Origin of the sequence: Mesorhizobium sp. B4-1-1, assembly GCF_006439375.1 — a bacterium.
Taxonomy (GTDB): Bacteria; Pseudomonadota; Alphaproteobacteria; order Rhizobiales; family Rhizobiaceae; genus Mesorhizobium.
Map to the genome: position 1 here is coordinate 34976 of NZ_VFTH01000009.1, position 23473 is coordinate 58448.

Consider the following 23473-nt stretch of genomic DNA (forward strand, 5'->3'; position numbering starts at 1 on the left):
TAGCACTTCGATTCGCCGTGAAAGTTGCTGAAAAATCGAAGTTCAGGGCAAGTTCCGGCACGCCGCGATAATCTACCCTCGGATAATCGAACATGCGCGATTCGGCGGCCCCATGGCAAATCGGTCATCTGGCGGCGACACCGCGCCTGAGTTCCGCGGGCGGCTTGTCCGCGAGGATCTCCAGCACGCGCTTCCAGCGCGCGCAGCGGCCGAAATCCTTCTGCTCGATGGCCTTTTCGGCCTTCATGGCCGCATAGAGCGGCGCCTCCGCGCCAAACTCCCTGACCAGCCAGTGCGCCTCCTGCCTGGCGCGGCGTTCGTCATCGTCAACGGCCATCTTGGACATCGTTCCGGGTCTCCGTACCTTCGATGCCGACCGCAAGGCAGCTGCCGATGACGAGAACGGCGCCGGCAACCGCCGTCATCGACAGGCTTTCGCCCGAGAGCGTCAGCAGAAACGTGGAAGCAATCGGCGTCAGATAGGCGACGACCGCTATCCTGCCGCCATGATCGAGCTTCGCCGCGCGCGACCAGAAATAATAGCCGAGCCCCATCGGGCCGGCACCGAGATAGAGGCCGAGCAGAAGGTGCGCGCCGGTCGGGCGCACGACGCCGTCATGCAGGCACCAGGCAAAGGTGAGCGCGACGCCGATCAGCGCCGAGGGCAACAGCAGGCGCTCCGGCGACACGGCAAGGCGGCCGACGGCGAGCGAGTAAAAGGCCATGCAGAGCGCCGAGCCGAACGCGGCAAGGTAGCCGACGAGGCTGCCGCCTTGGAACCAGGTCTGCGCGCGACCGCCCGAAATGACCAGCGCCACGCCGATGAAGCCGAGCGCCGCAGCCAGCCCGAGCAACAGCGGACGGCGCGGACGGGCAAGCAGGATGACCGCCGCGGCGGTCATCAGCGGCCAAGTGTAGGCGACGAGGTTTGCCTCGATAACCGGCATCGAGGCGAAGCCGATATATTGCAGCACCATCGTGCCGACCAGGCCCAGGAAGCCGACGGCATAGGCGAACGCGGCATTCCCTTTTTCCCGTTGTGGGAGAAAGCGGGCTCGCGAAGCGAGGTCGGATGAGGGATGCTCCAGGGAACGCCGACGTCCCATTTCGCTGGAACACCCCTCATCCATCTCGGCGCTGCGCGCCGATCCACCTTCTCCCACAGGGGAAAAAGGAAAGAGCCGGATCAACGCGAAGACCATGGCCGCGCCGCAAAACTGCAGAAACTGCACCTGCGACACCGGATAGAGGGCAATCAGCGTTTTGCCGACCAGGGCGTTGGTGGCCCACAGCGCCACGGCGCCGAGGGCGAAGGCCAGCGCCGCCCCGGGGGCGACGCTGGAACGGTTTTGACTTTCCGGCACGACCGGACCGAGGCTCAGCGACACTGAGGGCGGCTGACGCTCGACCGGATCGTGGCTCATTACCACGACTCCCTCGTCCCGCCGGAAACCGCTTCCGCCGTCGGCTGCGGCGCGGGATGCTCCTCGGCATGGCGGCGGTAGGCGGGCAACTGGTTGGTCCAGACATCCTCGGCCAGTTCGTTCACCCAGGCACGGTCATGGTCGTTGTCGGCGGCAAGATAGAACATGCGGTTGTCGTCGACATAGGGCTTGGTCGCCGAACGCTGGTTGAGCACCAGCGTGACGCGCTCGCCGAGTTGGATCGGCGCGGTGCGATGGAGCACGCCGAGGAACTGGCCGAGCGTGGCATAGTTCATCTTGTGGTCGATGCGCATGATCTTGTTGCGCGGCAGATCGCGGCCGGATTCCAGGATCGAGCGGCCGGTCTCGGAATCGTCGCAATAGATCTCAAGATGGCCGCCGATGAGCGGGTCGCTGATCGACAGCGGAATGAGTTCGGTCACCGGAACGCCGTCGCAATGCCATTCGACCGCACCGTCTTTCGGATTCATGAAGGTGACGGTCGAGCCGACGATCGACAGCGGATACGGCTCGAGCTTGGTGCCCATCATGTCGGAAAGTCTTTCCAGGCGCAGCTTGTCGTGTAAAAGCTCCTTGATCTCCGGAATATAGCGGTCGGCGCCGGTGATGAAGGTGAGGTCGAGGTGCTTGTGCACGGCATGGCTGGCCTTCAACTTCAGGGCGGCTTCCTCGATGGCGGCAAGCAGAGCGGGGTCGTAACCGTGACGATACTGGGCGACGCCGAAACCCGACACTTTCCAGGAGGTCTCATGACCAATGATCGCCTCGCGGCTCATTGCGCAGCGCAGTTCGGGAATTGTATGGGCGTTCATTCTACTTTCTCCAAGGTGGGGGCAACACTTGGTTAGCAGTCATTTAAACGCCTACCCCTGTAAATTTAGGAATGCTGGTGGTAGCGTAAGCCCAGCTTAAGGTCGAAACCCCGTGCGTCTGCTCAGTCAGGTCAACCTCAACTCGCTGAAAATCGTGGAGAGCGCCGCGAGGCACAGGAATTTCACGCGTGCCGGCGAAGAGCAGTTCATCACCGCTTCCGCCGTCAGCCAGCGCGTGAAGAGCCTGGAGGATCAGCTTCGCTTCAAGATCTTCGAGCGCGGCGGCAATGCCGTGTCGCTGACGCCGGAGGGTGAGACCTACGTGGCGCGCGTCCGCGAGGCGCTGGAGCGGATCGTGGCGGCCAGCATGGAGGCTACGGGCCAATCGCAGGCGCATGTGCTGCGGATCTGCGTGCTGCCGACCTTTGCCGCGCGCTGGCTGTTCCCGCGACTCTCGGCCTTCCAGCGGCAATATCCCGACATCGAGATGCGCGTGGCGACTTCCTACGCCACGCATGAATTCTCGACCTCGGAATACGATCTCGAGATCCGATATGGCGACGGCAACTTCCCCGGCCTCACCTCGGAACTGCTGTTCAAGGAGGACCTGACACCGGTCTGCAGCCGCAAGCTCTTCCACGATGTGCTAGGCGACAAGCCGCTGTCGAAGGTGACGCCGGAAGACCTGCGCTATTTCACACTGCTGCATTCCGACACCTGCACGCAGAGCTGGCAGTCATGGCTGGGCTTTGCCGGCGCGAGCTTCGTGCTTGGCGAAACCATGAGCGTCTATTTCGATAGCTGCATGATGTCCTACGAGGCGGCCAATGCCGGCATGGGCTTTGCCGTCGCCAACCGCGCCTACATGGCAAGCGACATCCGCGCCGAACGGCTGGTGGCCCCCTTCGCGGTCCACCACCCCAACACGGCGGGCTGGTATTTCGTCAACCCCACCAAGGCGCTCGGCGCCCGCAAGGTGCAGTTGTTCAAGCAGTGGATCATGGCCGAAGCGGCGCTGACGCAGCGCCAGCTGGACGTAGAGATCGCCGGCGGACAACTAGGGCGCGCGGCGGTGGCTTGAAGGCCGGATGCCGGCTATCAGCGTTCGCACACCTCTTCCTCGATAGCTCTGGCCGCCAATATCCGGCCGTCGGCAGCGTCTTGGCCGCCAAACTTTTCACGATTGCCTCCGATGAGGTCGCGCGCAGCAAGACACGACACCCAGATACCCGCGAAGGCGGACCTCGGCGGAATTTCAGGATTTTCCGGTGATTTCTTCGGAGCTGTATAGCCGGCTACCGCGATCGCACCATGACGCAAAGCGGAGACTCAGCTATCTTATGTTGTGCGGCGGGCCTGATTTTCCCGCTTGGCCGGCGCTATCAGCTTCCTCCCAAGCAGCGCCGGCCTTCTTCGTTTCAGACTGACGACAATTCAGCCCGCCCTGCCCTATTGCTTCGGCGCTGTACCCTGCTGGTCGCCACCGGTGGTCGATTTCGGCACCGGGTTCTTGTCGACCTGAGGGTTCTGGTTGACTTCAGCGCCCGGCGCCTTGGTGGGTTGCACGCTGTTGTCACAGGCGACGAGCACGAGCCCTGCCGCAAGAGCCAGCAGCACAGGAAGCTTCTTCATGACGAGCTCCTCTCGTTTGCTCCTTGATCTCAAGGGCAACGAAGCGGTGGCGGTTTGGTTGCGTGGCGCGGTTTGGCTGGCTGGAGGGGAACCAACCGTTGGCCACCCGGTTGAGACCCGATCGAACCGCATAAGGAGATAGCCATGATCCGCCTGATGTTAACAGGCCTGTTTGCCTACACCGCCTACCGCGTCGCCATCAGGATTATCGACGAGGTGCCCGGCAACGTCGCGCCACTGGACATGCCGGGCGACGAGCGGCGCAATTTGCGGCGCCAGTCGGCGGCGATGGGGGTCGAGCCGAAGCGGTAGTTCAGCCAATCTCCCCTTGGGAGATCGTCTGTCGCGTCGGCTTTCGCCAATCGCCAGCGCCGTACCCGTTGCGAACAAAGCGGAAACGATGCTTGATGGGCGATGAACATCGCCGCTCGTGATTCGTCCTTCGAGGCGCCCGCCTATCTTGGCCGGCTGAACGACGAGCAGCGGCTGGCGGTGATGCATGGCGACGGCAAGGTGGCCGCGCCGCTGCTGGTGATCGCCGGCGCCGGCTCCGGCAAGACCAACACGCTGGCGCATCGCGTCGCCCATCTCATCGTCAAGGGCGCCGATCCGCGCCGCATTCTGCTGATGACCTTCTCCCGTCGCGCCGCTGCCGAGATGGCCAAGCGCGTTGAGCGCATCGCCGGCGAGGTGCTGGGACGCGACGCCGCCATCATCACCGACGCGCTCGCCTGGGCCGGCACTTTCCACGGCATCGGCGCGCGACTGCTGCGCGATTATGCCGAGCAGATCGGCCTCGATCCGGCCTTCACCATCCACGACCGCGAAGATTCCGCCGACCTGATGAACCTTGCCCGGCACGAGCTGGGATTCTCGAAAACCGAAAGCCGCTTTCCCACCAAAGGCACCTGCCTGCAGATCTATTCGCGGGCGGTGAATGCGCAGGCGCCGCTGGGTGAAGTACTGGGCTCCGCCTTCCCGTGGTGCGCTGCGTGGGCGGACCAGCTCAAGGAGCTGTTCGCGGCCTATGTCGAGGCCAAGCAGGCGCAGAACGTGCTCGATTACGACGACCTGCTGCTCTACTGGGCGCAGATGGCGGCGGAGCCGGAGATCGCCGCGCATCTTTCCAGCCGCTTCGACCATGTACTTGTCGACGAATACCAGGACACCAACCGGCTGCAGGCCTCGATCCTTCTGGCGCTGAAACCGGACGGCGCGGGCTTGACCGTCGTTGGCGACGACGCGCAGTCGATCTATTCCTTCCGCGCCGCGGAAGTGCGCAACATCCTCGACTTTCCAAGACAGTTCGCGCAAGAAGCAGCGGTCGTCATGCTGGAGCGCAATTACCGCTCGACCGAGACGATCCTGGCCGCGGCCAACAAGGTGATCGGCGAGGCCAGCGAGCGCTTCACCAAGAATCTCTGGACCGAGCGGCGGTCATCGCACAAGCCGCAGCTGGTCAGCGTGCGCGACGAGGCCGAGCAGGCCAATTATGTCTGCCAGGCGATCCTGGCAGAGCGCGAGGCCGGCACGGCGCTGAAGGCGCAGGCGGTGCTGTTCCGCACCTCGAGCCATAGCGGGCCGCTGGAGGTCGAGCTCACACGCCGCAACATCCCTTTCGTCAAGTTTGGCGGCCTGAAATTCCTGGATGCCGCGCATGTCAAGGACATGCTGGCGATGCTGCGCTTCGCCGAAAACCCGCGCGACCGCGTCGCCGGTTTTCGGGTGCTGCAGCTCATGTCAGGGATCGGCCCATCCGCCGCCTCGCAGATCGTGGACGCCATGGCGACGTCGCTGGACGAGACGCTCGGCCTTGCCCGCTTCCGGCCGCCGCAGCGCGCCGCGCAGGATTGGCCGGTGTTCCTCGACATCTATGGCGGCTTACGCGCCGGCGCCAAATGGCCGGCCGACCTCGAGCGGATCAGGCTCTGGTACGAGCCGCATATGGAACGCATCCATGAGGATGCGATCACGCGCCGCGCCGACCTCATACAGCTCGAACAGATCGCATCGACCTATCCGTCGCGCGAGCGCTTCCTGACCGAGCTCACCCTCGACCCGCCCGACGCCACCAGCGACCAGGCCGGGCCGCCGCATCGCGACGAGGATTATCTCATCCTGTCGACCATCCATTCGGCCAAGGGCCAGGAGTGGAAGAACGTCTTCGTGCTCAACACCGTCGATGGCTGCATCCCGGCCGATCTCGGCGTTGGCACCAAGGAGGACATCGAGGAGGAGCGGCGCCTGCTCTACGTGGCGATGACGAGGGCCAAGGACAGCCTGCATCTCGTCGTGCCGCAGCGCTTTTATCCGCACAACCAGCCGGCGCGCGGCGACCGCCACGTCTATGCCTCGCGCACCCGCTTCATCCCGGCCTCGATGCTTTCGGCCTTCGAGCAGTCGTCCTGGGCAAGTGCTGCGCTCAAGGACGACCCGCGCCAGAAGCCGGGCGTCAAGGTCGATCTCGGCTCCCGCATGCGCGGGATGTGGAAATAGGCCCCCTGCCCGACGGATCACGTCCAGTACGGAAAAATCGGCACGCACGGAACCACTTGCCGCAAGCCGCGTTGTGTGGCGTCCTTCCCCCAGACCGGGGGCGGCAGCCCCCTGCTTCCACAGCCAATACACGAGGTCCGAATGTACGACAGGATGTTCTTCACCCCCGTCGCCCTCAGCGTCGGCGCCGGCCACAAGCGCATGATCGCCTCGCTGTTCGACATGCATGACTTCCTGACCGAGTTTCCGCCGTCGCGCCGCCGCCTCAGCTACGGCGCGGCGGTGAAGGCGTGCGAGGCAGCGCGCAGTGGAGAAATCTCGGTCGAGGCGGCGCGCGACGCGCTGATCACCTTCGCGGTGACGGCGGGCGTGCTCTGGCCCTCGGAGCAGCCGGTCGTCTCGGTCAAGCCGGTGACGCGCGGATATGGCGGTTTCGCCGCCTGAGGTTTACGGCAAAAGGACTACCCTCCCGCGAAAACCGGCCTCAGTGGCGGGCTTTTCCGTGCCGTCATTCCGGCTTGGCGGCGGCGGGCGCGGCCTCAACGATCGCCGCGGCCGGTTCGGCCGCGGCGACGAAGGGATAGACGAGCTGCTGGTGATAGAATTGCGGCACCGGCTCGTCGACGCCGTATTTTTCCGGCATTCGTTGCGGCATGAACAAGGTGCCGCCGATCAGGTCGAGAAAGGGCAATTGTCCGGCGAAATTGCTGTCATAGGCCTGGCGTTCGTTGGCATGGTGCCAGTGATGGAACTGCGGCGAGGCAATCAGCCATTTCAGCGGCCCGAACTTTATGCGCGTGTTGGAGTGGATGAACACCGACTGCCAGTGATAGATCAGCACGTAGATAAGAACCGCCTCGCCGGAAAAGCCCAATGCGAACAGCGGCAGGAACGAAGCCGACTTGGTCAGGATCTGGTCCACCGGATGCACCCGGTGGGCGGCCAGCCAGTCCATTTCCTCGATCGAGTGGTGGATGGCGTGAAAGCGCCACAGGAACGGCACCGCGTGAAAGGCGCGATGGGCAAAGTAGAAGCCGATATCGGCGATGAGCAGAGCCTCGATTGCCTGCAGCCATAAAGGCTGCGACTGGACGGCGGCGGCGAGCGCTTCGGGAACGAAACGTTGCACCACGAGCATCGCCGCGCCGACCACCAGCAACATGCCGAGCTTGATGACGATGCCGTTGAAGAGCAGGTAGACAACGTCGTTCAGCCAGTGCCGGCGCGTCGCCGATTGCTCTGCATGCAGCGGCAGGAGCTGCTCGAGCGGAATGAAGATGAGGGCGATGACCAGCACCGCCTTGAAGTCGATAAGGTCGAACACGGTCGCTCGCGGATCGGCTGAGGCCAGCCTCCGACACTAGCCGCCAAAGGATGAACGGACCGTTGATGGCGCAGAGCATGATGCGAAAAGCGTGAAGCGGCTTTCGGACGACATCATGCTCTATCTCTTTGATTTAGGCGGCGCGGACATCCCATGAAACTTTTCGAGCGCTGCGTGAAACACCGCACGGACCGCTCGCGTTCACCATGTCAGTGCGGACGCGCGGCAAGGAGGGCGGATGTTTCTCGATCGCGAGCGTTTCAAGCCGGCGGCCGAAATGCGCCTCAGCCGGGACAGATCGTCCATCCGGGTGACGATAACCGACCCTACGGCGTGCGAACTCGGCGATGCCGTCTATGCCTGGATCACCGCCGACGGCAGGGCGGTCAGGATCGGCACCTGCGGCGCGTCGGCGGGCAAGCGCCTGCTTTCCTATCCCGGCTATATCAACCGCAGCCTCACCGGCCGCGGCGGCGCGACGCCCAAATGGGAGGCGCTGAAGTGGCTGAACCTGCTCACCGAACACGGCATGCTGACGGCGGTGGTGCACCAGCCGGAGCCGACCACGACCGCGGCGGGCCTGATCAGGCCCTATCTCGATGTCGAGCGCCAGTTGATCCGCCAGCACAGGCCACTGCTCAACCGCAGCCACCGTTGACCTCGGCTTCCAGGCCGCGGGCACGACAATGGACGGCTACGGCGCGGTTGCCGGGCCTAAACGGATCGCACTTTGATTAGTGGACCGTGCCGGCGGCGTCGCCCGCCAGCCCGCCACGCGGGCTCTCGAAGCTCACCTGATCGCGGCCATTGGACTTGGCCTTGTAGAGATGACGGTCGGCGACCTGGAACACGTCATGGTAGGTGGTCGGGCCGCTGAAGGCGGTACCGCCGATGCTCACCGAAAGCGGCCAGGGCCGCCCGCCGGGTGCAAACTCGGCCTCGCGGATGCGGCGCCTGATGGATTCGGCGACCAGGAAGGAGCGCGCGGCATCGGCGCCGGGCAGGAAGACCGCGAATTCCTCGCCGCCGATACGCCCGACAATGTCGGCGCCGTGCAGTTGCCCCTTGATCGTCGCCGCGATCAACCTCAGCGCCTGGTCGCCGCAATCGTGACCGAGGCGGTCATTGATCGACTTGAAGTGATCGGCATCGACGATCAGCAGCGCGCCGGCATCGGCGACCGTCTGGCCCCGCGCCCGCTCGAGGTAGGCCTCGACCAGCATCGAGAAGGCGCCGCGGTTGAAGACCGCCGTCAGGCTGTCGGTCGCGGCAATTACGCTGAGTTCCTTCTGGGTGATCGCCAGCTGGCGCATCTTCCACATCAGGAAGAACAGGAAGGAGCCGCCGAGGACAAGCGGCAGGAACAGGTCCGTGAGTTGCGCCCACAGCAGCGCCTGCGGCGACAGCGAGGGGAAATTGAAGGAATCGACGAAGAAGGCGGCGGCAATGAAAAAGGCGGTGCCGGCGGCGGTGACCACCACGACCCTGCCCCAACTCGTGGGGGACAAATCGATGCGCATGTCATTGCTCCCACTGCAACTGGCTTATTGTGCAGCGCGAGCGCAAAAGAAGTCCTAACATATTAGCTTCAATGCAAGTGTGGTTAAGACGCCGTCGGCATCGCCTTTGGTGACGGGCAGGCAGAAAGCCCGTCACCAAAGGCGGCAGGGTCTCCGACTGGCTGGAGGTTCTCGTCAGCGCGCCGCCGCAGCCGGCGACGCGGCAGGAGAATGCCGCCGAGCCTCACGGCCGGTTCGACACTCCCGGTTGGCCGTTGCCTTGACTTTTCTTAAATTTGGAAAACTTCTCAAGAACAACCGGGCCGCAAACTTGGCCATTCATGGACAATGCAGCCCGATATGCTGCTTGACCGGCTATTGCCGGATAACTCGCGCGAGCACTTCTTCCGGCCAACGCGCTTTCAGGCGTAGGCGCGACCTTCCTCGGAGCGCTGGAACAGCGCAAGGTCGAGCGGCACCGAGGGTCGGCCGAGTACCGTGAGCACCATATGCGCCTGGCCGCGATGGTGGGTCTGGTGGTTGAAGAAATGGCTGAGCGCAGGCGAAAGGCGCTGCGAGACGGTGCGCATGTCGACGGTCATGTAGGAGAAACGGCCGGTGATCGCCTTGTCGTCCATCCCGCTCACCCAGTCGACGACCCTCCTGTCCTCGGCCTCGCGCGCCAGCTTCAGGGCCGGCAAGGCGTGGTAGAGCATGGCGGCGGTGTTCGAGGGCGCGTCGCCCTCGCCGGTGAAACGCTTCATCCAGACGCGGTCGACGGCGAGCAGATGGTTCAGCGTGCCGAGCATCGAGCCGAAGACAGCGCCGACGTCGCGACCGAGCTCGTCTTCGCCAAGATCGGCGGCGGCATCGTAGAGACGGCCATTGGCCCATTGATTATAGGCCGCAAACATCATGAAATGCTGCTTCATTCTTCCCACCCGGCTCAACTCGAATCCGGACCCTTCGTAACCCGCAGCAACGGACCCGCCAATGACCATTCTGCTTTACGACCTTGTCGGCCATGACATCGCCCGTCCGTTCAGCCCGCATTGCTGGAAGACCAAGATGGCCCTTGCGCACAAGGGGCTCGCCGCCACCAAGGTACCGACGCGCTTCCTGGAGGTTCCGAAGGTCGAGGGCGGCGTGTCGAAGACGGTGCCGGTGATCCGCGACGGCGAGCGCGTGGTGGCCGATTCCTTCGCCATCGCGCTCTATCTCGACGAAGCCTACCCCGAACGGCCGACGCTGTTTTCCGGCGAAGGCGGCAAGGCGACGGCGCGCTTCATCGAGCGCTGGTCGCAGCTCACCATCCACCCCTATATCGCGTCGGTGGCTCTGACCGATCTGCATGCGATGCAGGACGAACCGAACGCGGCCTATTTCCGCGAGAACCGCGAACAGCGCTACGGCAAGCGCCTGGAAGACGTGGTGGCCAATCGCGACGCCGGGCTCTCGGCCTTCCGTGCCGCGCTGGAGCCGCTGCGCTCGACGCTGACCTACCAGCCCTTCATCGGCGGCGAGGCGCCGCTGTTTGTCGATTACATTGTGTTCGGGGCGCTGCAATGGGGTCGCATCGCCTCGCCTTTCCAGTTGCTCGACGATGCCGACGGCATCGCGCGCTGGTTCGAGCGCTGCCTCGACCTGCATGGCGGGATCGGCCGGCAGGTCGCGGCTGCGGCGTGAACGCCGCGAGCGCGGGGCTGCCATGTTGCGCTATGAGATGCAGGCCGAGATCTGGGTCTATCCCGGCAAAGGTGGCTGGCATTTCATGACGCTGCCGACGGACGTCGCGGCGCGGATCAAGGCGGCGATGGCGGGGCTGGCGCGCCCTTGGGGCTCGGTCGGCATCACGGCGGCGATCGGCAAGACCAGGTGGCAAACGTCGCTCTTTCCCGACAAGTCGTCCGGCAGCCTGCTGTTGCCGGTCAAGGCCTCGGTGCGCCAGCGGGAAGGCCTCAAGGCGGGCGATGCGCCTACAGTGACCGTTGAGATCGAGCCTTAGCGCCTATTTCTGGGGCGCCTTGGTCGTCTCGCCGTTGTCGACCAGCCTCACGCAAATCGGGTCGCCCTCGCCCATGCGCGTGCATTGCCACTCCGGGCCGAAGCCGAAATTGCGATCTCGCGGCGGCAGGGCCAGCAGGACGAAGATGATCAAGGCGCACATGACCGCCATGAGAACTATGCCTGCCATGTCGCCGCGTCTGAGATAAGGCCGGTTCATCGCCTCACGCTCCGCCGCCACGGCGCTCCGGACCTCGCGCCCGAGGTGTGTGCAGCCGCCTGATTATCCCGCAAACGGCTCGCCTTGACCAGAAGCCGCCTCCCCTTGGCAAGCCGCCGGGCGACTTGTATAGAGCCCGCCACCCCAGTTTCCATTCCCACAACAAGGACGACCCTATGGCGATCGAACGCACCTTCTCCATGATCAAGCCGGACGCGACCAGGCGCAACCTCACCGGCGCCATCACCAAGATGCTGGAAGACGCCGGCCTGCGCGTCGTCGCATCGCGCCGCGTGTGGATGAGCCGCCGCGAGGCCGAAGGGTTCTACGCCGTGCACAAGGACCGTCCGTTCTTCGGCGAACTGGTGGAATTCATGTCGTCGGCGCCCACGATCGTGCAGGTGCTGGAGGGCGAGAACGCCATCGCCAAGAACCGCGAAGTGATGGGCGCCACCAACCCGGCCAACGCCGCCGAGGGCACCATCCGCAAGGTGCACGCGCTTTCGATCGGCGAGAACTCCGTGCATGGCTCCGACGCGCCGGAGACTGCCGCGCAGGAGATCAAGTACTGGTTCTCGGACACCGAGATCGTCGGCTGAGCCGCAACTCTGGATCTCGCAGAGACGGCCCGCCCGAGCGGGCCGTTTTTATTTTGAGGGGTGGTCGCGCCTGCCGCGCGCCCTAGGTTCGACGACACCGGCGGCAGAACAGCCTAGGGCGTCGCCGGCTGTGAGCGACCACCGCGCTTCCGCCCAAATCGAGGGAGGCAAGCATGATCATGCCTCATGTTTCTAAAAGTGGCGTTGCATACCCGGACGACCTTGTCCTGTTGAAGCGTATCTATGACCAGCTCTGCGAGGAACGCGGCATCGTCGCAGGCAGTTCCGAGGCATCCGACCTGGCGATAGAGGCCATGAAACTCTTTTCCGCGGGCGTCTTCGATGAGGAGACGATCTGCCGCCGGCTTCGGGGGCGGATCGGAGATGGCGGGGGTCACTCCCCGTCGCCGTAGCGGATGACCTCGACCTTCTCCCTGGTGATCAGGCAGCTCTTCGTCTTCGTCAGCGCCTTGATCTCGGGGATCAGCGCATCGATCTTCTCGGGCGCGTCGACAATCTCGGCAACGATCGGCAGATCCTGCGACAGGCGCAGGATCTTGGCGGTGTGCAGCACGCTCGATCGGCCGAAACCGAGCGGGGCCCTCAGCACCGTCGCGCCCGCCATGCCGGTCGCGCGCGCCTTGATGACGATCGCCTCATGCAGCGGCTTGCCATCGGCTGCTCTGTCGTCCTCGCCGAAGAAGATCCTGAGCAGCGCGCATTGGGTGGGAAGTTCCATGTTCTCTTCCCCCTGATCACCTATTGGCCCGATCACCTGTCGGCCGGCAAGCGGTTGAGCCTGGACGCCATGAGATAGCCCAGCCACGCCGCGGCGAGCGACAGGCCGACCACACTGATGAGATAGGTCGCGGCCAGCGGCCAGTCGCCCTCGAACAGCAGGATAAATGTATCGAGGCTCATCGTCGAAAACGTGGTGAGGCCGCCGCAGAAGCCGGCCATGACGAAATTGCGGCTGGCCGGGCCGACCATCAGGCGCCCGTCCGGCCTGGTCAGCGTGGCGAAGGCCATGATGACCCACGAGCCGACGACATTGACGAAAGCAGTCGACCAAAGCGCGTTCATGCCGAGCAGCGAGACGATGACATAGCTCGACAGGAAGCGGGCCAGCGAGCCGCTCGCCGCGCCACAACCGACCGCCAGATAAAGCCGCGTCGCCACCTGCCTGTCCGTCATCGTTCAGCCCGCCATGCCGGTGGCTGAACCAGAAACCCAGACGATCGCCCAGAAGCCAAGCGCGACGAACAACACGCACAGCACTGACGAAGCGACGACGTTGAAGGCGGCGAGCCGCCCCTCGCCGTCGAGCGCGAGGTTGAGCGTCTGCAGGCAGAAGGACGATACCGTGGTGTAGCCGCCGAACAGGCCGACGACGATCAGGTCGCGGACGAGATCGCCGGCGAATACGCCGCCGACAGCCCGCGCCGCGCCTGCGAAGGCGCCGATGGCCAAGGCGCCGGAAACGTTTACCAGCAACGTGCCCCAGGGAAAGGTGTCGCCGATGGCACGGCCGACCATGCCGGAGAGGAAAAAGCGGGAAATGCCGCCGAGGAAACCGCCGATCAGGACCAGGGCGCAAGCCGCAAGGGTCATCGCTTCAGTGCCTTTCCAAACGCGATTCCGCATCGGAATCACTTCACGAAATGAGGCATGATGCGAGCGGGAAAAACAAATCCTGCCGCGCGAGAGCACGCCTGGCAGGAGTCATCAGCCCTAAGGGCAGTTTCGGGGAACCCCATCCCCATTTTCGAGGGAGCCTAGGGGGTCGAGGCGGCGCGGTCAATGCGACGGAAGCGCTTATGTGCCGGAAGAATATCGAGGCACAATCAGCGACGGATTCGTATCGAACGTCGCCAGGGTCGGCGGCAGTTCGATCCAGCAGCCGGGGCTCGACCCATCCTGCCGCTGCTCCAGGATCCGCTCGCCCGCGATGCGGCCTATCTCGTGGGGGTCCTGATCGATCGAGGCCATGTGCCTGCCGCTGAGAAACGGTATCTCCTTGAGATCGAAGCCGATGATGCCGATGTCGTCCTTGCGCCCGGGAGCGGCGTCCTCGAGCGCCTTGATCGAGCCGATGGCCATCAAATTGTTGGTGACGAACAAGCAATCGAACGCAGCCTGCTCTTCCAGGATGCGCCGCATAGCGAGGTAGCCGCCGTCGACGCGATTGTTCGCATGCTCGATGCGGACGATGTCCAGACCCTGCTTCTGCTTTGCCGCCTCGACAAAACCTTGCAGGCGCGCGTCGCTGGTGGGGTTTAGCGGGCCGGCGATGCAAAGAGCCTTGCGAAAACCCAATGTCTCCAGATGCCCGGCCGCGAGGGCGCCGCCCGAGAGATTGTTGGTCAATATCGTATCGTAGGCATTGCCCGGCAGCGCCCGGTCAACGATGACCACCGGAATTCCGGCCTCAGCAACTTTCGTCAAATCGGTGGCGTCCGACGACGGTGCGATCACGACACCTCCCACCCGCTCGGCGAGGGCGACATCGAGATAGTGCCCCTCCTTCTCCGGATCGTCATCCGAGCTGCCGATGAAGACGCAGGTGTCGCGCGGCCGGCAGACCTGCTCGAGGCCGCGCGCCAGCCGCGTGAAAAAGGTGTTCTCGAAATCGGGAACGATCAGCGCCCACAGATGCGATGCCGAGGTGCGCATGCGCTGGGCGGTACGGCTTGGCCGGTATCCCAGTTGCGAAACCGACGCCTTCACCCGCTCCGCGAGGTCCCCGCGCACCTTGAGGCCGTTGACGACGCGCGAGACCGTGGCGGCCGAAACCCCGGCGTGACGGGCTACATCATAGATGGTTGCGGTCAAATCTGATCCCGACGGCGGTGATGTTGCGCCTCGGCCGACCCGGCAATGGGCCGGCCGAGGCCGTAAGTCATGAAACCTTCACGGGAGCAAAGGCGCATCGATTGTTGCTGCAATATCCGGAACAAAATCCGACACGGCTGCAACGCGATGCGGCCAACAAGTCAAATCCTAGATTTCACGTGCCGCCCACTTGGCCATGCGCTCCCACATTAGGCCATAAGCTTCCCATTCGTGAAGATTGCCGCACCAGTGATATACAGGGTCGGTCGTGTAAGCAATCGAACGTCCTTTGCCGACTTCCGCCACGGCCATGAAGACGTCGCCGCGCACTTTCATCAGCACCTTGGCGTCGGATTTGGCGGTCACCTGATTGTAGCCGAGGATGATGCTGTCCTTGTCGAACGCGACACCTTTCAGGATCGGATGATCCGCCACCGCCACATCCAGAGTGGCGCCTTCCGGAACCTCGATACGGTCATCGATGCCGCGCATGATCGTGACGGGCAGCACCGCCTCGATCGGCGTGCCGCCCCAGATGCCCTTGCCTTCGATGCCGGAGAAAGTGGTGTAGCCGCCGGCCATGATGAGCCCGCCGCCGCCCTCGACCCATTTGCGGAAATTGCCGATGCGGTCCGGCCCCATCGGCACGAGGCGCTCGCGATTGCCGGGCAGCAGCGCGAAGTTGTTGTAGCCGACGTCGCTGAGAATGATGACGTCCCACTTTGCAAACTGCTCCGGCGTCATCGGAAACTCGGCGCGTATCTTGTCGGCGGGCATATGAGTGAGTTCGATGCCGGGCCGTGGGCTCAGCGCCTCCCGCAGCACGCGCGCCGAATCCCGGTAGTAATTGTGGATGAACGTGTCCATGCCTTTCGCCGTGATCAGCGTTTCGGCCTGGGTGTCCCCACAATATAGAACTCGAACTGCCATTTTACTTTCTCCTTGCGGTATTCGGCGAGCCTTCAATTGCTCGGCTGGTTGAAACGCAGCCCGTCATTGACGGTGATCTTTTCGAGGCCGTTGGCCTGCATCCCCCATGCGGTGAGGATCTTGTCGTAGCTGCCGTCCGCCTTCATCTCGGTCAGCGCCGCCTGCACGGCGTCACGCAGGGCGCTGTCGGATTTGCGGAAGGGCATGGCGTTGTAGCCGGTGCCGTATTGCTCGAAGGCGAGCACCTCGAGACCCGCCGCATCCGGCGAGGTCTGGATCACGTAGGCCGCGACGCCATATTGGTACATCGTCGCGTCGGCGCGCTTGGTGCGGACCTGGAGGAGCGCCTGGTTGATGTCCTGGAAGACCTGGATGTCGATCTTCTTGTCGGTGCATTTGCCGTCCTGCTTCTCGACAAGGCCCTGCATCACCGAGCCCTGCAGCACGGCGACATGCTTGCCGCACAGGTCGGCGATGGTCTTGATCGCCAGCGGATTGCCCTTCAGGACGACGATGGCGTTGCCGTCGGTGGAATAGTCGACGAAGTCCAGCTTCTGCTCGCGGGCGGGCGTGTCGCCCATGCCGGTGAGCGCCGTGTCGAAGCGCTTGGCCTCGATGGCGGCGATGATGCCGGGGAATTTTACGGCCGACCATTCGGCCTTGAGGCCGAGCTTGGCGGCGACCGCATTGCCGAGATCGATATCGGAGCCGATGAGCGTCTGGCCGTCCGCCTGATAATAGGTGTAGGGAGGCGAACTCGGATCCGTCGCGATCTTCAGCGTGCCGTCCTTGAAGGCGTCCGGTACCTTGCCCGCGAGATCTGCCGAAGCGCCGACCGAAAGAGCCGCGCCATCGGGGCCGATCTTCAGGTCCGCGGCGGCTGCCGCATAGGTGCCGCCCAAAAGCGCGGAAGCAAGGGCGATCGCCCGTCCGACCGTGGTAAGAATGCTCATTTCCGTTCTCCTCTGTTTGCCGCTTGACGCGGTCGGTTGCCCGGCCACGCGGCCGGTTTTGAATTTTCCCTGCTCACGCCACCTGAAGGGTGGGCCGGCTGGCCGAGAAATGATGGCGGATGTAATTGTCCCCGCCGCTGTCGATCAGATCGGCCACCGCGACGCCGACCGCCGGCGCCATCTTGTAGCCATGGCCGGAAAAGCCGGCCGCGATCACGATCCGCTCGCTTGCGGGATGGTGGTCGATGATCGGGTGGTTGTCGGTGGTGAAGCCGTCGAGATAGACGCCGGAGCGCACCGGCTCCGGGTCGACCCCTTCAAGCAGGGTTTGCGCCACGCGGCGCATGATCGCGGTGTCCTCGTAGGACACTGTACGGTCGACGCGGGAGGGGTCGATGTTGCTGAGGAAGTTGACCGGCGGCATGACCTTGATCGTCCAGCCATCCATGGAGGGGAAGCCTGAGTAATCGATTTCTAACGTGCGCCGGATACAGACCGGAAAGCGTTCCGGGAGATAGGCCGCGACATCGTCGACGCCGAACCAGGTGCCAACGAGGCGCCTGGCGATGAATTGCGGCGACGGCCCTTCGATCGCCCGCGTGCCCCAGGCGCCGCAGGTGACGACCGCGGCGTCGAAATGCTCGGTCTTGCCGCCGACGGTAATCGCAACGCCATCGGCCTGCGGCACGATGCGCTCGACGGCGCAGCCCTGATGCAAGGTGGCCCCCGTCGCCTGCGCCGCCCTGACCGCGGCCCTCACGCCAAGCTCGGGCCGCAACAGGGCGCCGTCGGTGTCGAGAAGGGCGAATTCGCCACCGTCCAACAGGTGCTGGGGAAAGCGCCGGCGCAGTTCCTGCTCGTCGAGCACCTCGTGGCGGACATCATGCTCGCGCGCGCCTTCGATGGTGCCGGTGAGCCAGTCCGCGTCGCGTTCGCCGATATAGAGGCAGCCGATCGGAAAATGGAACTTGCGGTCGGAGGTCGACTGCAATTCCCGCCAGAGCTCAAGCGAGCGCTTGAGCAAGGGGATGTATTCCCTGCCCTCTCGATAGGCCAGGCGGAAGATGCGGGACTCGGCACCATGCGCGCTGGTGTCGTGCGGCACGCCCATGCGGTCGAAGCCGACGACCTCATGGCCCCGCTTCGCGAGCTGCCAAAGCGCCATGCTGCCCATGGCGCCCACACCGACGACAGCGATCTTCTTCCTGGCCTTCATTCTTCTCACTCTGCTCAGCCCGCGATCGCGGACCGCTCCTCACTTGATCTTCGACAGAAATGCCCTGGTGCGCGGTTCCGACGGCTGGCCCAGCACTTGCGCCGACGGCCCCTGCTCGACGATCGCGCCGCCGTCCATGAAGACGGTGCGGTTGCTGACCTCGCGCGCGAAGCCGATCTCATGGGTGACGACGACCATCGTCATGCCTTGCCCGGCCAGACGGCCCATCACCGAAAGCACCTCATGGACAAGCTCGGGGTCGAGCGCCGAGGTCGGCTCGTCGAACAAAAGCACCTTGGGTTCCATCGCCATTGCCCGGGCGATGGCGACGCGCTGCTGCTGGCCGCCGGAAAGCTGGGCGGGGCGGTGGCCGGCGAAGCGCTCCAGGCCGACGGACGCAAGCACCGTAAGCGCCCTTTCGCGCGCCCTCGGCCGCGGCATGCGCTTGACCAGCCGCAATGCGAGCGCAACGTTATCCAGTGCCGTCAGATGGCCGAAGAGATTGAAGCGCTGGAAAACCATGCCCATGGTGGCGCGCTGGCGGGCAAGGACGGCCGACGGAACCTCCCACAGCACGCCGTCCACCTCCTGGCAGCCAATCCGCTCGCCATCGACCCAGACGCCGCCCGTATCGGGCACTTCGAGGAAGTTGATGCAGCGCAGGAACGTGCTCTTGCCCGAACCCGACGGGCCGATGATGCACACGACCTCGCCGCGCTCGACTTCGAGCGAGACGTCTCTCAGCACGACATGCGCGCCGAACGCCTTGCCGATGTGGCGCGCGCCGAGCATGGGCTGCGTCACAGCTTCATTTGCCTGCTTCGAACACATCGGCATGGGGACTGTCATGGCTGGACACCGGCAATGACCTCGACCGCGCGGCTGTCTCCGAAGCGACGTTCGAGCCAGAACTGGAAGGCGGAGGCGACCGTGGTCAGCACCAGGTACCAGAGCGAAGCGACGATCAGGAGTTCGATGACCTGGAAGTTGCGGGCATAGATGTCCTCTGTCTTGGTCAGGAGTTCCTGCGCGCCGATGACCGAGACCAGCGAGGTGTTCTTCAGCATGCCGATCGTCTGGTTGGCGGTCGGTGGAATGATGACCTTGAGAGCCTGCGGCAGGATCACGCTGTTCATCACCTGGCGCCTGTTGAGGCCGACGCTGACGGCCGCCTCGCTTTGCCCGCTGTCGACCGACTTGATGCCGGCGCGCACGATCTCGGCCATATAGGCGGCCTCATTGAGGCCCAATCCCAGCAACGCCGCCGCGAACGGCGTCACCAGACTGTTGATCGAGACCTGCCAGGCGCCGATGCCGACCGTCGGGAACACCAGCGCGATGTTGAACCAGAAGATTAGCTGAACGAGCAGCGGCGTGCCCCGGAAGATCCAAACGTAAAGGGCAGAAGCAGCGGAGACAGCCGGATAACGCGAGATCGCCATCACGGCCAATGCGATGCCGAGCAGCACGCCGACGATCATCGAGAGCGCCGTCAGCTCGAGCGTCATGACCAGGCCGTCGAGGATCGCGGGATGGAAGAAGAAGCCGAAGGTGATCGACCAGTTGATGGCCCCGCTGGCGACGACGCGTAGCGCCAGGGCCAATATGAGCGCGACCATGACGGCGGTCACGATGGCGCGTTTGCCGCGCCCCAGAGCCTTCGGCTTGCCCGAAAGAAAAGGTCGCTCGCGAATATCCTGGGAAATCGTGTTTCTCACGCCAACCTCGCTCAGATATCGATTTCAGAGTATTAGAAATCGATATCTTGTCAATCGAGATTCAATTTTCGCGCGGCACCGCGCCGCCCTCATCGGATCAGCGGCGTGTCCCAGAGATCGCCAAGCAGCGTCTTCAATTCCTGGAAGCGCTTCGGCCCAAGCTCCTCGGCCCATTCCCGCTCGATATCGAGCAGGATGTCCGCCATCTTCTGGTAAGCGGCCCTGCCCCTGTCGGTGAAGTTCACGACGGTCCCACCGGCATCATCGGGCGCCGCGCTGCGAATGATATAGCCCATCCCTTCCAGCGTCTTCAGCAACTGGTTCATGGCCTGCTTGCTCATCGCGGCCCGCTCGGCAAGCGCGCTCGGACGCATCCCATCCGGTCCTGGATACTGGATCACGGCCATATGCGGCGGGCTCAAATCGTCGAAGCCGGATGCCCGCAAATCCCTGATCAGCTTGCGGTGGATGGCCAAGGCCGGCACGCGCAACAGCGCGCCGATCAGTGGCGGTTTTTTTGGAGGATCGTCCGTGGATTGAGGCATTGACATACTAGTAAATTGAGTTTACTCATTTCGGTAAATTCGATTTACCACATGGGAGGATGGAATGCTAGGGAAAGCCAGCAATGTGCGCGTCAATCCGGCGGAAGAAACGATCGGCGATGACGGCGGCCTCGCCATTCGATTCCTGCTCACCGGCGACCAGTCCAACGGCAGCATCGCGGCCTTCGAACTGACCGTGCCCGGCTCGCAGCGGCTGCTCGCCCCGGCGCACAGCCACGACCACTACGAGGAAACGATGTACGGCATCGAGGGCGTACTGACGCTCACGGTCGACGGGCAGCGACACGAGGTCGGGGTGGGACAGGCTCTCTGCATTCCGCGCGGCGCGGTCCATCGCTTCGACAACAACACCGCGGAAACCGCCAAAGTGTTGTGCGTGGTCACACCCGCGGCGATCAGCCCGGACTATTTCCGCGAGGCCTTTGCCATTTTTGGCGCCGGCGGCCCGCCGGACCGGGCGAGGATCATGGACCTGATGCGCCGCTTCGGCCTGACACCGGCGGCGGCGGCGCAGGCTTGAATTCCTGGCGCATGCCGCAAATCGAACCGGCTGAATGGAACCCCGACAGACCTCAACTCGCGCCAGGCAAATCAAACCGATTGGCAAGTTTGGGAGGGATTGCGGTCCTTCGATGGCCGAACGGGATTTTATTCGCGCTGTTGACGCGGTCCGGCATGCTAGAGCGTTTCACCATTTCCTGGAAACGGCGAACCGCTCTATCTCTTTGTTTCACGCAATTCCGGACGGAAAACCGCGTCCCACTTTCCTGGAATTCTCTTAAAACCCGCCGGCCCCCCCGGCGGGCGGACGTCATTTAGCTTGACGGTCTTTCACATTCGCATGGGCGTTCGCCGCCTCGGTATCGGTAGACGGCGTCTTCGTCTCCTCGCCGGCGAACGGACTGCCCTGTCCAGGCGCAAGGTCACCGCTGTGGCCGGCCTTGTTGGTCTGGAAAGGCTGGCTGTCGGGGCTGAGGCCGTGCTGCGTGGCGTTGAACAGGTGATCGTCCGCCCTGGCAAAACCGGCCAAGGCGATCAGCGATATGCTTGTGACTGCGAGAAAGAGCGTGTGCTTTTTCATATCTGGTCTCCTTTGAGCGCCAGATCGATCCGCGCATTCGGTCTGGCGGTTTAAGTGAAGGGACATCGTCCCTTTGCCTGCCCGCCATCTGCATAAGTCAACGCCTGGCGTTGCCGGTTTATTCCGGCGAACACGGTTTCGAGGCGGAAAAGTCGCGCGGTCAGGCGCGGCGCACGACGTCAGTGCGCCATTTTCAGCAAAACCGTCCGCGGCGTGCTCGCCAGCGGATCGAGCTGGTGACGTGTATCGGTAACGAACATCAGCCGCTCGCCGACCGTGATGCGCGCCTGAAGCGCGTAGGTTCGGCCGTTCTGGATCGCCTTGGGATCGAAACTGATGTCGAACTTGATCGGCACCTGGCCGGTGGGCGCTATCCTGCGCCTGGCGATCACGGTTGCCGGCGCATCGGCCAGCGAGACATCGGCAAGCTCGACCACGAGCACGGCATCGGGCGGCAGGGCGATGCGTTCACGATAGGTCACCTCGCCCGCGATCGTCTTTTCGCCGGCATTGGTCACTTCCGGCACGGCAAGCACGCCGACGACCAGCGGCACCAGCCCGAAGATGAAAAACTCCGCGATCCCGTCCAGCATGAGATTGCTCCGCCAAGCAAATCAAACCGATTGGCAAGCTTGGGAAGGATTGCGGTCGTTCGATGGCCGAACGGGAGTTTTTTCTGACGCATGTCGTTGCCTCAGAACCGCTGCACACTTCTGGGCGACATGCATTATTCGCCTTGTTTCTTCCAGCGGTCCGCGGCGTGATCGTCGGCTTCCTTGGCCTCGACCCAGCCGCCTTGAGTTCCGTCGGCGAGATGCTCTTTCTTCCAGAAGGGCGCGCGCGACTTCAGGTAATCCATCAGGAAATTCGCCGCCTCGAAGGCCGCCTCGCGGTGCGACGACGCCGCGACCACCAGCACGATGTTTTCGCCCGGCGCTATCTTGCCATGGCGATGGATGACGGTGAGCCCTTGCAGCGGCCAGCGCTCGAGGGCTTGCGCGGCGATGCGGCCGATCTCGGCCTCGGCCATGCCCGGATAGTGCTCTAGCTCGAGCGCCGACAGCGCACCCTGCTCGTCGCGGCAAAGGCCGGAGAAGCTGACCACGGCGCCGATATCGGCCCGGCCCCCGGTCAGGCCGGCGATCTCGGCGGCGACGTCGAAATCCTCGCGCTGGATGCGGATGGCGGGCACCACGGCGCCGGCCATCTCAGCCCCCGGTCATCGGCGGAAACAGCGCGATTTCGCGCGCGCCCGCTATCTTCTCGCGGTGGCCGACATGTTCCTGGTTGATGGCGACGCGAATGACGTCGGGGTATTGCAGCGCGTTCTCATACTCCTCGCCGCGCGACTTCAGCCAGCGCAGCAGATCGGCGACCGTCTCGATGCCGGAAGGCAATTCGACGTCCTCTTCCGGCTTGCCGATCCGCTCGCGCACCCAGGCGAAATAGATGAGCTTCGTGGACATTGTCTTCACTCGTCCATGATGTGCTTGAGGCCGGCGCGGAAATAGTCGTAGCCGGTGTAGAGCGTGACGAGCGCCGCGACCCACAGCAGCACCAGGCCGATCTGGGTGGTCAGCGGAAAGATCTTATCGCCGGCCGGGCCGACCAGCAGGAAGGCGATGGCGACCATCTGGATCGTGGTTTTCCACTTGGCGAGTTGGGTCACCGGCACCGACACCTTCAAGGCAGCCAGATATTCACGCAGGCCCGAAACCAGGATCTCGCGGCACAGGATGATGATGGCCGCCCAGAGCGACCAGCCGGCGATGCCGCCATGGCGGTCGGTGTCGGCGGCAAGCAGGAGCAGGCAGGTGGCGACCAGCAATTTGTCGGCGATCGGATCCAACATCTTGCCGATGTTGGAGGTCTGCTGCCAGGCGCGCGCGAAATAGCCGTCAAAGTAATCGGTGATAGAGGCCAGCAGGAAAATGACCAGCGCCGACCAGCGGGCGAAGTCGGACGACTTCAGATGCCCCTCGAGAAAAAAGCACAGCACGACCAGCGGCACCGCTACGATGCGGGCATAGGTGAGGATGTTCGGCAGGTTGAACGCGCGTTGTGCCATGTTGTCTCGGGAAATCTCCTCCGCCAGACGTACTCAAATCAGAAGCGAATGCAGGGGGTCAACAGGCGAGATTCGATT

Annotated in this window: 33 protein-coding genes and 1 riboswitch; of the genes, 10 read left to right on the top strand and 23 right to left on the bottom strand. The window is 63.9% G+C overall.

Going from position 1 to position 23473, the window contains the following annotated elements:
* Positions 1 to 124: 124 nt before the first annotated feature.
* The 3 genes from FJW10_RS14545 to FJW10_RS14555 are packed head-to-tail and all read right to left on the bottom strand — an operon-like array spanning position 125 to position 2257.
* Positions 125 to 337 (bottom strand): hypothetical protein, encoded by a 213-nt coding sequence (locus FJW10_RS14545; RefSeq protein WP_140831399.1) that lies wholly within the window; start codon positions 335 to 337, stop codon positions 125 to 127.
* A complete protein-coding gene (locus FJW10_RS14550) occupies positions 327 to 1424 on the bottom strand; it encodes a DMT family transporter (protein ID WP_140900623.1) in 1098 nt (365 codons plus the stop codon). Before FJW10_RS14550 ends, FJW10_RS14545 begins: the two co-directional genes overlap by 11 nt.
* Positions 1424 to 2257 carry a hypothetical protein gene (locus FJW10_RS14555; RefSeq protein WP_140900624.1) on the bottom strand — a complete coding sequence of 278 codons (834 nt, stop codon included), beginning with the start codon at positions 2255 to 2257 and terminating at the stop codon, positions 1424 to 1426. Before FJW10_RS14555 ends, FJW10_RS14550 begins: the two co-directional genes overlap by 1 nt.
* A 112-nt stretch (positions 2258 to 2369) precedes the next feature.
* Between FJW10_RS14555 and FJW10_RS14560 the strand changes: the two genes are divergently transcribed.
* Positions 2370 to 3338, top strand: coding sequence for a LysR substrate-binding domain-containing protein (locus FJW10_RS14560; RefSeq protein WP_140900625.1), 969 nt, complete (start codon positions 2370 to 2372; stop codon positions 3336 to 3338).
* A 368-nt stretch (positions 3339 to 3706) separates the two neighbouring features.
* Here FJW10_RS14560 and FJW10_RS14565 read toward each other — a convergent pair whose 3' ends face one another.
* Positions 3707 to 3889 carry a hypothetical protein gene (locus FJW10_RS14565; protein WP_140648177.1) on the bottom strand — a complete coding sequence of 61 codons (183 nt, stop codon included), beginning with the start codon at positions 3887 to 3889 and terminating at the stop codon, positions 3707 to 3709.
* Positions 3890 to 4033: 144 nt separating this feature from the next.
* Here FJW10_RS14565 and FJW10_RS30440 point away from each other — a divergent pair, with 144 nt between their 5' ends.
* The 3 genes from FJW10_RS30440 to FJW10_RS14575 all read left to right on the top strand — a co-directional run bounded on the left by FJW10_RS30440 (position 4034) and on the right by FJW10_RS14575 (position 6829).
* The gene (locus FJW10_RS30440) at positions 4034 to 4201 is read left to right on the top strand and encodes a hypothetical protein (RefSeq protein ID WP_181177538.1); all 168 of its coding nucleotides are present in this window, start codon (positions 4034 to 4036) and stop codon (positions 4199 to 4201) included.
* A 102-nt stretch (positions 4202 to 4303) separates the two neighbouring features.
* Complete coding sequence (locus FJW10_RS14570) at positions 4304 to 6385, top strand: ATP-dependent helicase (protein WP_140900626.1); 2082 nt, start codon at positions 4304 to 4306, stop codon at positions 6383 to 6385.
* A gap of 141 nt (positions 6386 to 6526) precedes the next feature.
* On the top strand, positions 6527 to 6829 hold the full coding sequence (locus tag FJW10_RS14575) for a DUF982 domain-containing protein (RefSeq protein WP_140831379.1): 303 nt from the start codon (positions 6527 to 6529) through the stop codon (positions 6827 to 6829).
* A 64-nt stretch (positions 6830 to 6893) separates the two neighbouring features.
* Here FJW10_RS14575 and FJW10_RS14580 read toward each other — a convergent pair whose 3' ends face one another.
* On the bottom strand, positions 6894 to 7709 hold the full coding sequence (locus FJW10_RS14580) for a sterol desaturase family protein (RefSeq protein ID WP_140900627.1): 816 nt from the start codon (positions 7707 to 7709) through the stop codon (positions 6894 to 6896).
* A gap of 238 nt (positions 7710 to 7947) precedes the next feature.
* On the opposite strand from FJW10_RS14580, the gene FJW10_RS14585 reads away from it, so the two are divergent.
* A complete protein-coding gene (locus tag FJW10_RS14585) occupies positions 7948 to 8367 on the top strand; it encodes a hypothetical protein (protein ID WP_140900628.1) in 420 nt (139 codons plus the stop codon).
* A gap of 76 nt (positions 8368 to 8443) precedes the next feature.
* Here FJW10_RS14585 and FJW10_RS14590 read toward each other — a convergent pair whose 3' ends face one another.
* Positions 8444 to 9229 (bottom strand): GGDEF domain-containing protein, encoded by a 786-nt coding sequence (locus FJW10_RS14590; RefSeq protein ID WP_140900629.1) that lies wholly within the window; start codon positions 9227 to 9229, stop codon positions 8444 to 8446.
* A gap of 401 nt (positions 9230 to 9630) precedes the next feature.
* The gene (locus FJW10_RS14595) at positions 9631 to 10140 is read right to left on the bottom strand and encodes a DinB family protein (RefSeq protein WP_140900630.1); all 510 of its coding nucleotides are present in this window, start codon (positions 10138 to 10140) and stop codon (positions 9631 to 9633) included.
* 61 nt (positions 10141 to 10201) lie between these two features.
* Between FJW10_RS14595 and FJW10_RS14600 the strand changes: the two genes are divergently transcribed.
* Positions 10202 to 10894 (top strand): glutathione S-transferase family protein, encoded by a 693-nt coding sequence (locus tag FJW10_RS14600; RefSeq protein ID WP_140900631.1) that lies wholly within the window; start codon positions 10202 to 10204, stop codon positions 10892 to 10894.
* Between the two features lie 22 nt (positions 10895 to 10916).
* Positions 10917 to 11213, top strand: coding sequence for a DUF1905 domain-containing protein (locus tag FJW10_RS14605; protein WP_140900632.1), 297 nt, complete (start codon positions 10917 to 10919; stop codon positions 11211 to 11213).
* 3 nt (positions 11214 to 11216) lie between these two features.
* On the opposite strand, the gene FJW10_RS14610 is transcribed toward FJW10_RS14605, so the two are convergent.
* Positions 11217 to 11453 (bottom strand): hypothetical protein, encoded by a 237-nt coding sequence (locus tag FJW10_RS14610; RefSeq protein ID WP_140900633.1) that lies wholly within the window; start codon positions 11451 to 11453, stop codon positions 11217 to 11219.
* A 155-nt stretch (positions 11454 to 11608) separates the two neighbouring features.
* Between FJW10_RS14610 and ndk the strand changes: the two genes are divergently transcribed.
* Both ndk and FJW10_RS14620 read left to right on the top strand, forming a co-directional pair.
* Positions 11609 to 12031 (top strand): nucleoside-diphosphate kinase, encoded by a 423-nt coding sequence (gene ndk, locus FJW10_RS14615; RefSeq protein WP_041010781.1) that lies wholly within the window; start codon positions 11609 to 11611, stop codon positions 12029 to 12031.
* A 173-nt stretch (positions 12032 to 12204) separates the two neighbouring features.
* Entirely contained in the window at positions 12205 to 12444 is a 240-nt protein-coding gene (locus tag FJW10_RS14620) for a hypothetical protein (protein WP_140831363.1), read from the top strand.
* Here FJW10_RS14620 and FJW10_RS14625 read toward each other — a convergent pair.
* From FJW10_RS14625 to FJW10_RS14670, 10 genes are all read right to left on the bottom strand, one after another.
* Positions 12426 to 12770, bottom strand: coding sequence for a DUF190 domain-containing protein (locus tag FJW10_RS14625; protein WP_140900634.1), 345 nt, complete (start codon positions 12768 to 12770; stop codon positions 12426 to 12428). The two genes, FJW10_RS14620 and FJW10_RS14625, sit on opposite strands and share 19 nt — an antisense overlap.
* Before the next feature lie 32 nt (positions 12771 to 12802).
* A complete protein-coding gene (gene crcB / locus FJW10_RS14630) occupies positions 12803 to 13225 on the bottom strand; it encodes a fluoride efflux transporter CrcB (RefSeq protein WP_140900635.1) in 423 nt (140 codons plus the stop codon).
* Positions 13226 to 13228: 3 nt separating this feature from the next.
* On the bottom strand, positions 13229 to 13642 hold the full coding sequence (gene crcB, locus FJW10_RS14635; RefSeq protein WP_140900636.1) for a fluoride efflux transporter CrcB: 414 nt from the start codon (positions 13640 to 13642) through the stop codon (positions 13229 to 13231).
* Between the two features lie 98 nt (positions 13643 to 13740).
* Positions 13741 to 13801, bottom strand: a riboswitch (Fluoride riboswitch).
* Between the two features lie 45 nt (positions 13802 to 13846).
* Positions 13847 to 14863 carry a LacI family DNA-binding transcriptional regulator gene (locus FJW10_RS14640; protein WP_140900637.1) on the bottom strand — a complete coding sequence of 339 codons (1017 nt, stop codon included), beginning with the start codon at positions 14861 to 14863 and terminating at the stop codon, positions 13847 to 13849.
* Between the two features lie 168 nt (positions 14864 to 15031).
* Complete coding sequence (locus tag FJW10_RS14645; protein WP_140900638.1) at positions 15032 to 15793, bottom strand: glutamine amidotransferase; 762 nt, start codon at positions 15791 to 15793, stop codon at positions 15032 to 15034.
* Positions 15794 to 15825: 32 nt separating this feature from the next.
* On the bottom strand, positions 15826 to 16746 hold the full coding sequence (locus FJW10_RS14650; protein ID WP_140900639.1) for an ABC transporter substrate-binding protein: 921 nt from the start codon (positions 16744 to 16746) through the stop codon (positions 15826 to 15828).
* Between the two features lie 73 nt (positions 16747 to 16819).
* Positions 16820 to 17962: an N-methyl-L-tryptophan oxidase gene (gene solA / locus FJW10_RS14655; protein ID WP_140900640.1), complete on the bottom strand. Its 1143-nt coding sequence runs from the start codon at positions 17960 to 17962 to the stop codon at positions 16820 to 16822.
* A gap of 39 nt (positions 17963 to 18001) precedes the next feature.
* On the bottom strand, positions 18002 to 18766 hold the full coding sequence (locus tag FJW10_RS14660; RefSeq protein WP_281405126.1) for an amino acid ABC transporter ATP-binding protein: 765 nt from the start codon (positions 18764 to 18766) through the stop codon (positions 18002 to 18004).
* A gap of 41 nt (positions 18767 to 18807) precedes the next feature.
* Complete coding sequence (locus FJW10_RS14665; protein WP_210239803.1) at positions 18808 to 19680, bottom strand: amino acid ABC transporter permease; 873 nt, start codon at positions 19678 to 19680, stop codon at positions 18808 to 18810.
* Positions 19681 to 19769: 89 nt separating this feature from the next.
* Complete coding sequence (locus tag FJW10_RS14670; RefSeq protein ID WP_140651854.1) at positions 19770 to 20225, bottom strand: MarR family winged helix-turn-helix transcriptional regulator; 456 nt, start codon at positions 20223 to 20225, stop codon at positions 19770 to 19772.
* A 64-nt stretch (positions 20226 to 20289) separates the two neighbouring features.
* On the opposite strand from FJW10_RS14670, the gene FJW10_RS14675 reads away from it, so the two are divergent.
* Entirely contained in the window at positions 20290 to 20766 is a 477-nt protein-coding gene (locus FJW10_RS14675) for a cupin domain-containing protein (RefSeq protein ID WP_140900641.1), read from the top strand.
* Between the two features lie 291 nt (positions 20767 to 21057).
* Here the strand turns inward: FJW10_RS14675 and FJW10_RS14680 are convergent, their stop codons facing one another.
* The 5 genes from FJW10_RS14680 to pgsA all read right to left on the bottom strand — a co-directional run bounded on the left by FJW10_RS14680 (position 21058) and on the right by pgsA (position 23395).
* On the bottom strand, positions 21058 to 21327 hold the full coding sequence (locus FJW10_RS14680; RefSeq protein ID WP_140644528.1) for a hypothetical protein: 270 nt from the start codon (positions 21325 to 21327) through the stop codon (positions 21058 to 21060).
* Between the two features lie 179 nt (positions 21328 to 21506).
* Positions 21507 to 21920, bottom strand: coding sequence for a YbaY family lipoprotein (locus tag FJW10_RS14685; protein WP_140900642.1), 414 nt, complete (start codon positions 21918 to 21920; stop codon positions 21507 to 21509).
* Between the two features lie 134 nt (positions 21921 to 22054).
* The gene (locus FJW10_RS14690; protein WP_140900643.1) at positions 22055 to 22534 is read right to left on the bottom strand and encodes a molybdenum cofactor biosynthesis protein MoaE; all 480 of its coding nucleotides are present in this window, start codon (positions 22532 to 22534) and stop codon (positions 22055 to 22057) included.
* Between the two features lies 1 nt (position 22535).
* Complete coding sequence (gene moaD / locus FJW10_RS14695) at positions 22536 to 22793, bottom strand: molybdopterin converting factor subunit 1 (protein WP_041001878.1); 258 nt, start codon at positions 22791 to 22793, stop codon at positions 22536 to 22538.
* Positions 22794 to 22798: 5 nt separating this feature from the next.
* Complete coding sequence (gene pgsA / locus FJW10_RS14700; protein ID WP_040984724.1) at positions 22799 to 23395, bottom strand: CDP-diacylglycerol--glycerol-3-phosphate 3-phosphatidyltransferase; 597 nt, start codon at positions 23393 to 23395, stop codon at positions 22799 to 22801.
* Between the last annotated feature and the right edge of the window lie 78 nt (positions 23396 to 23473).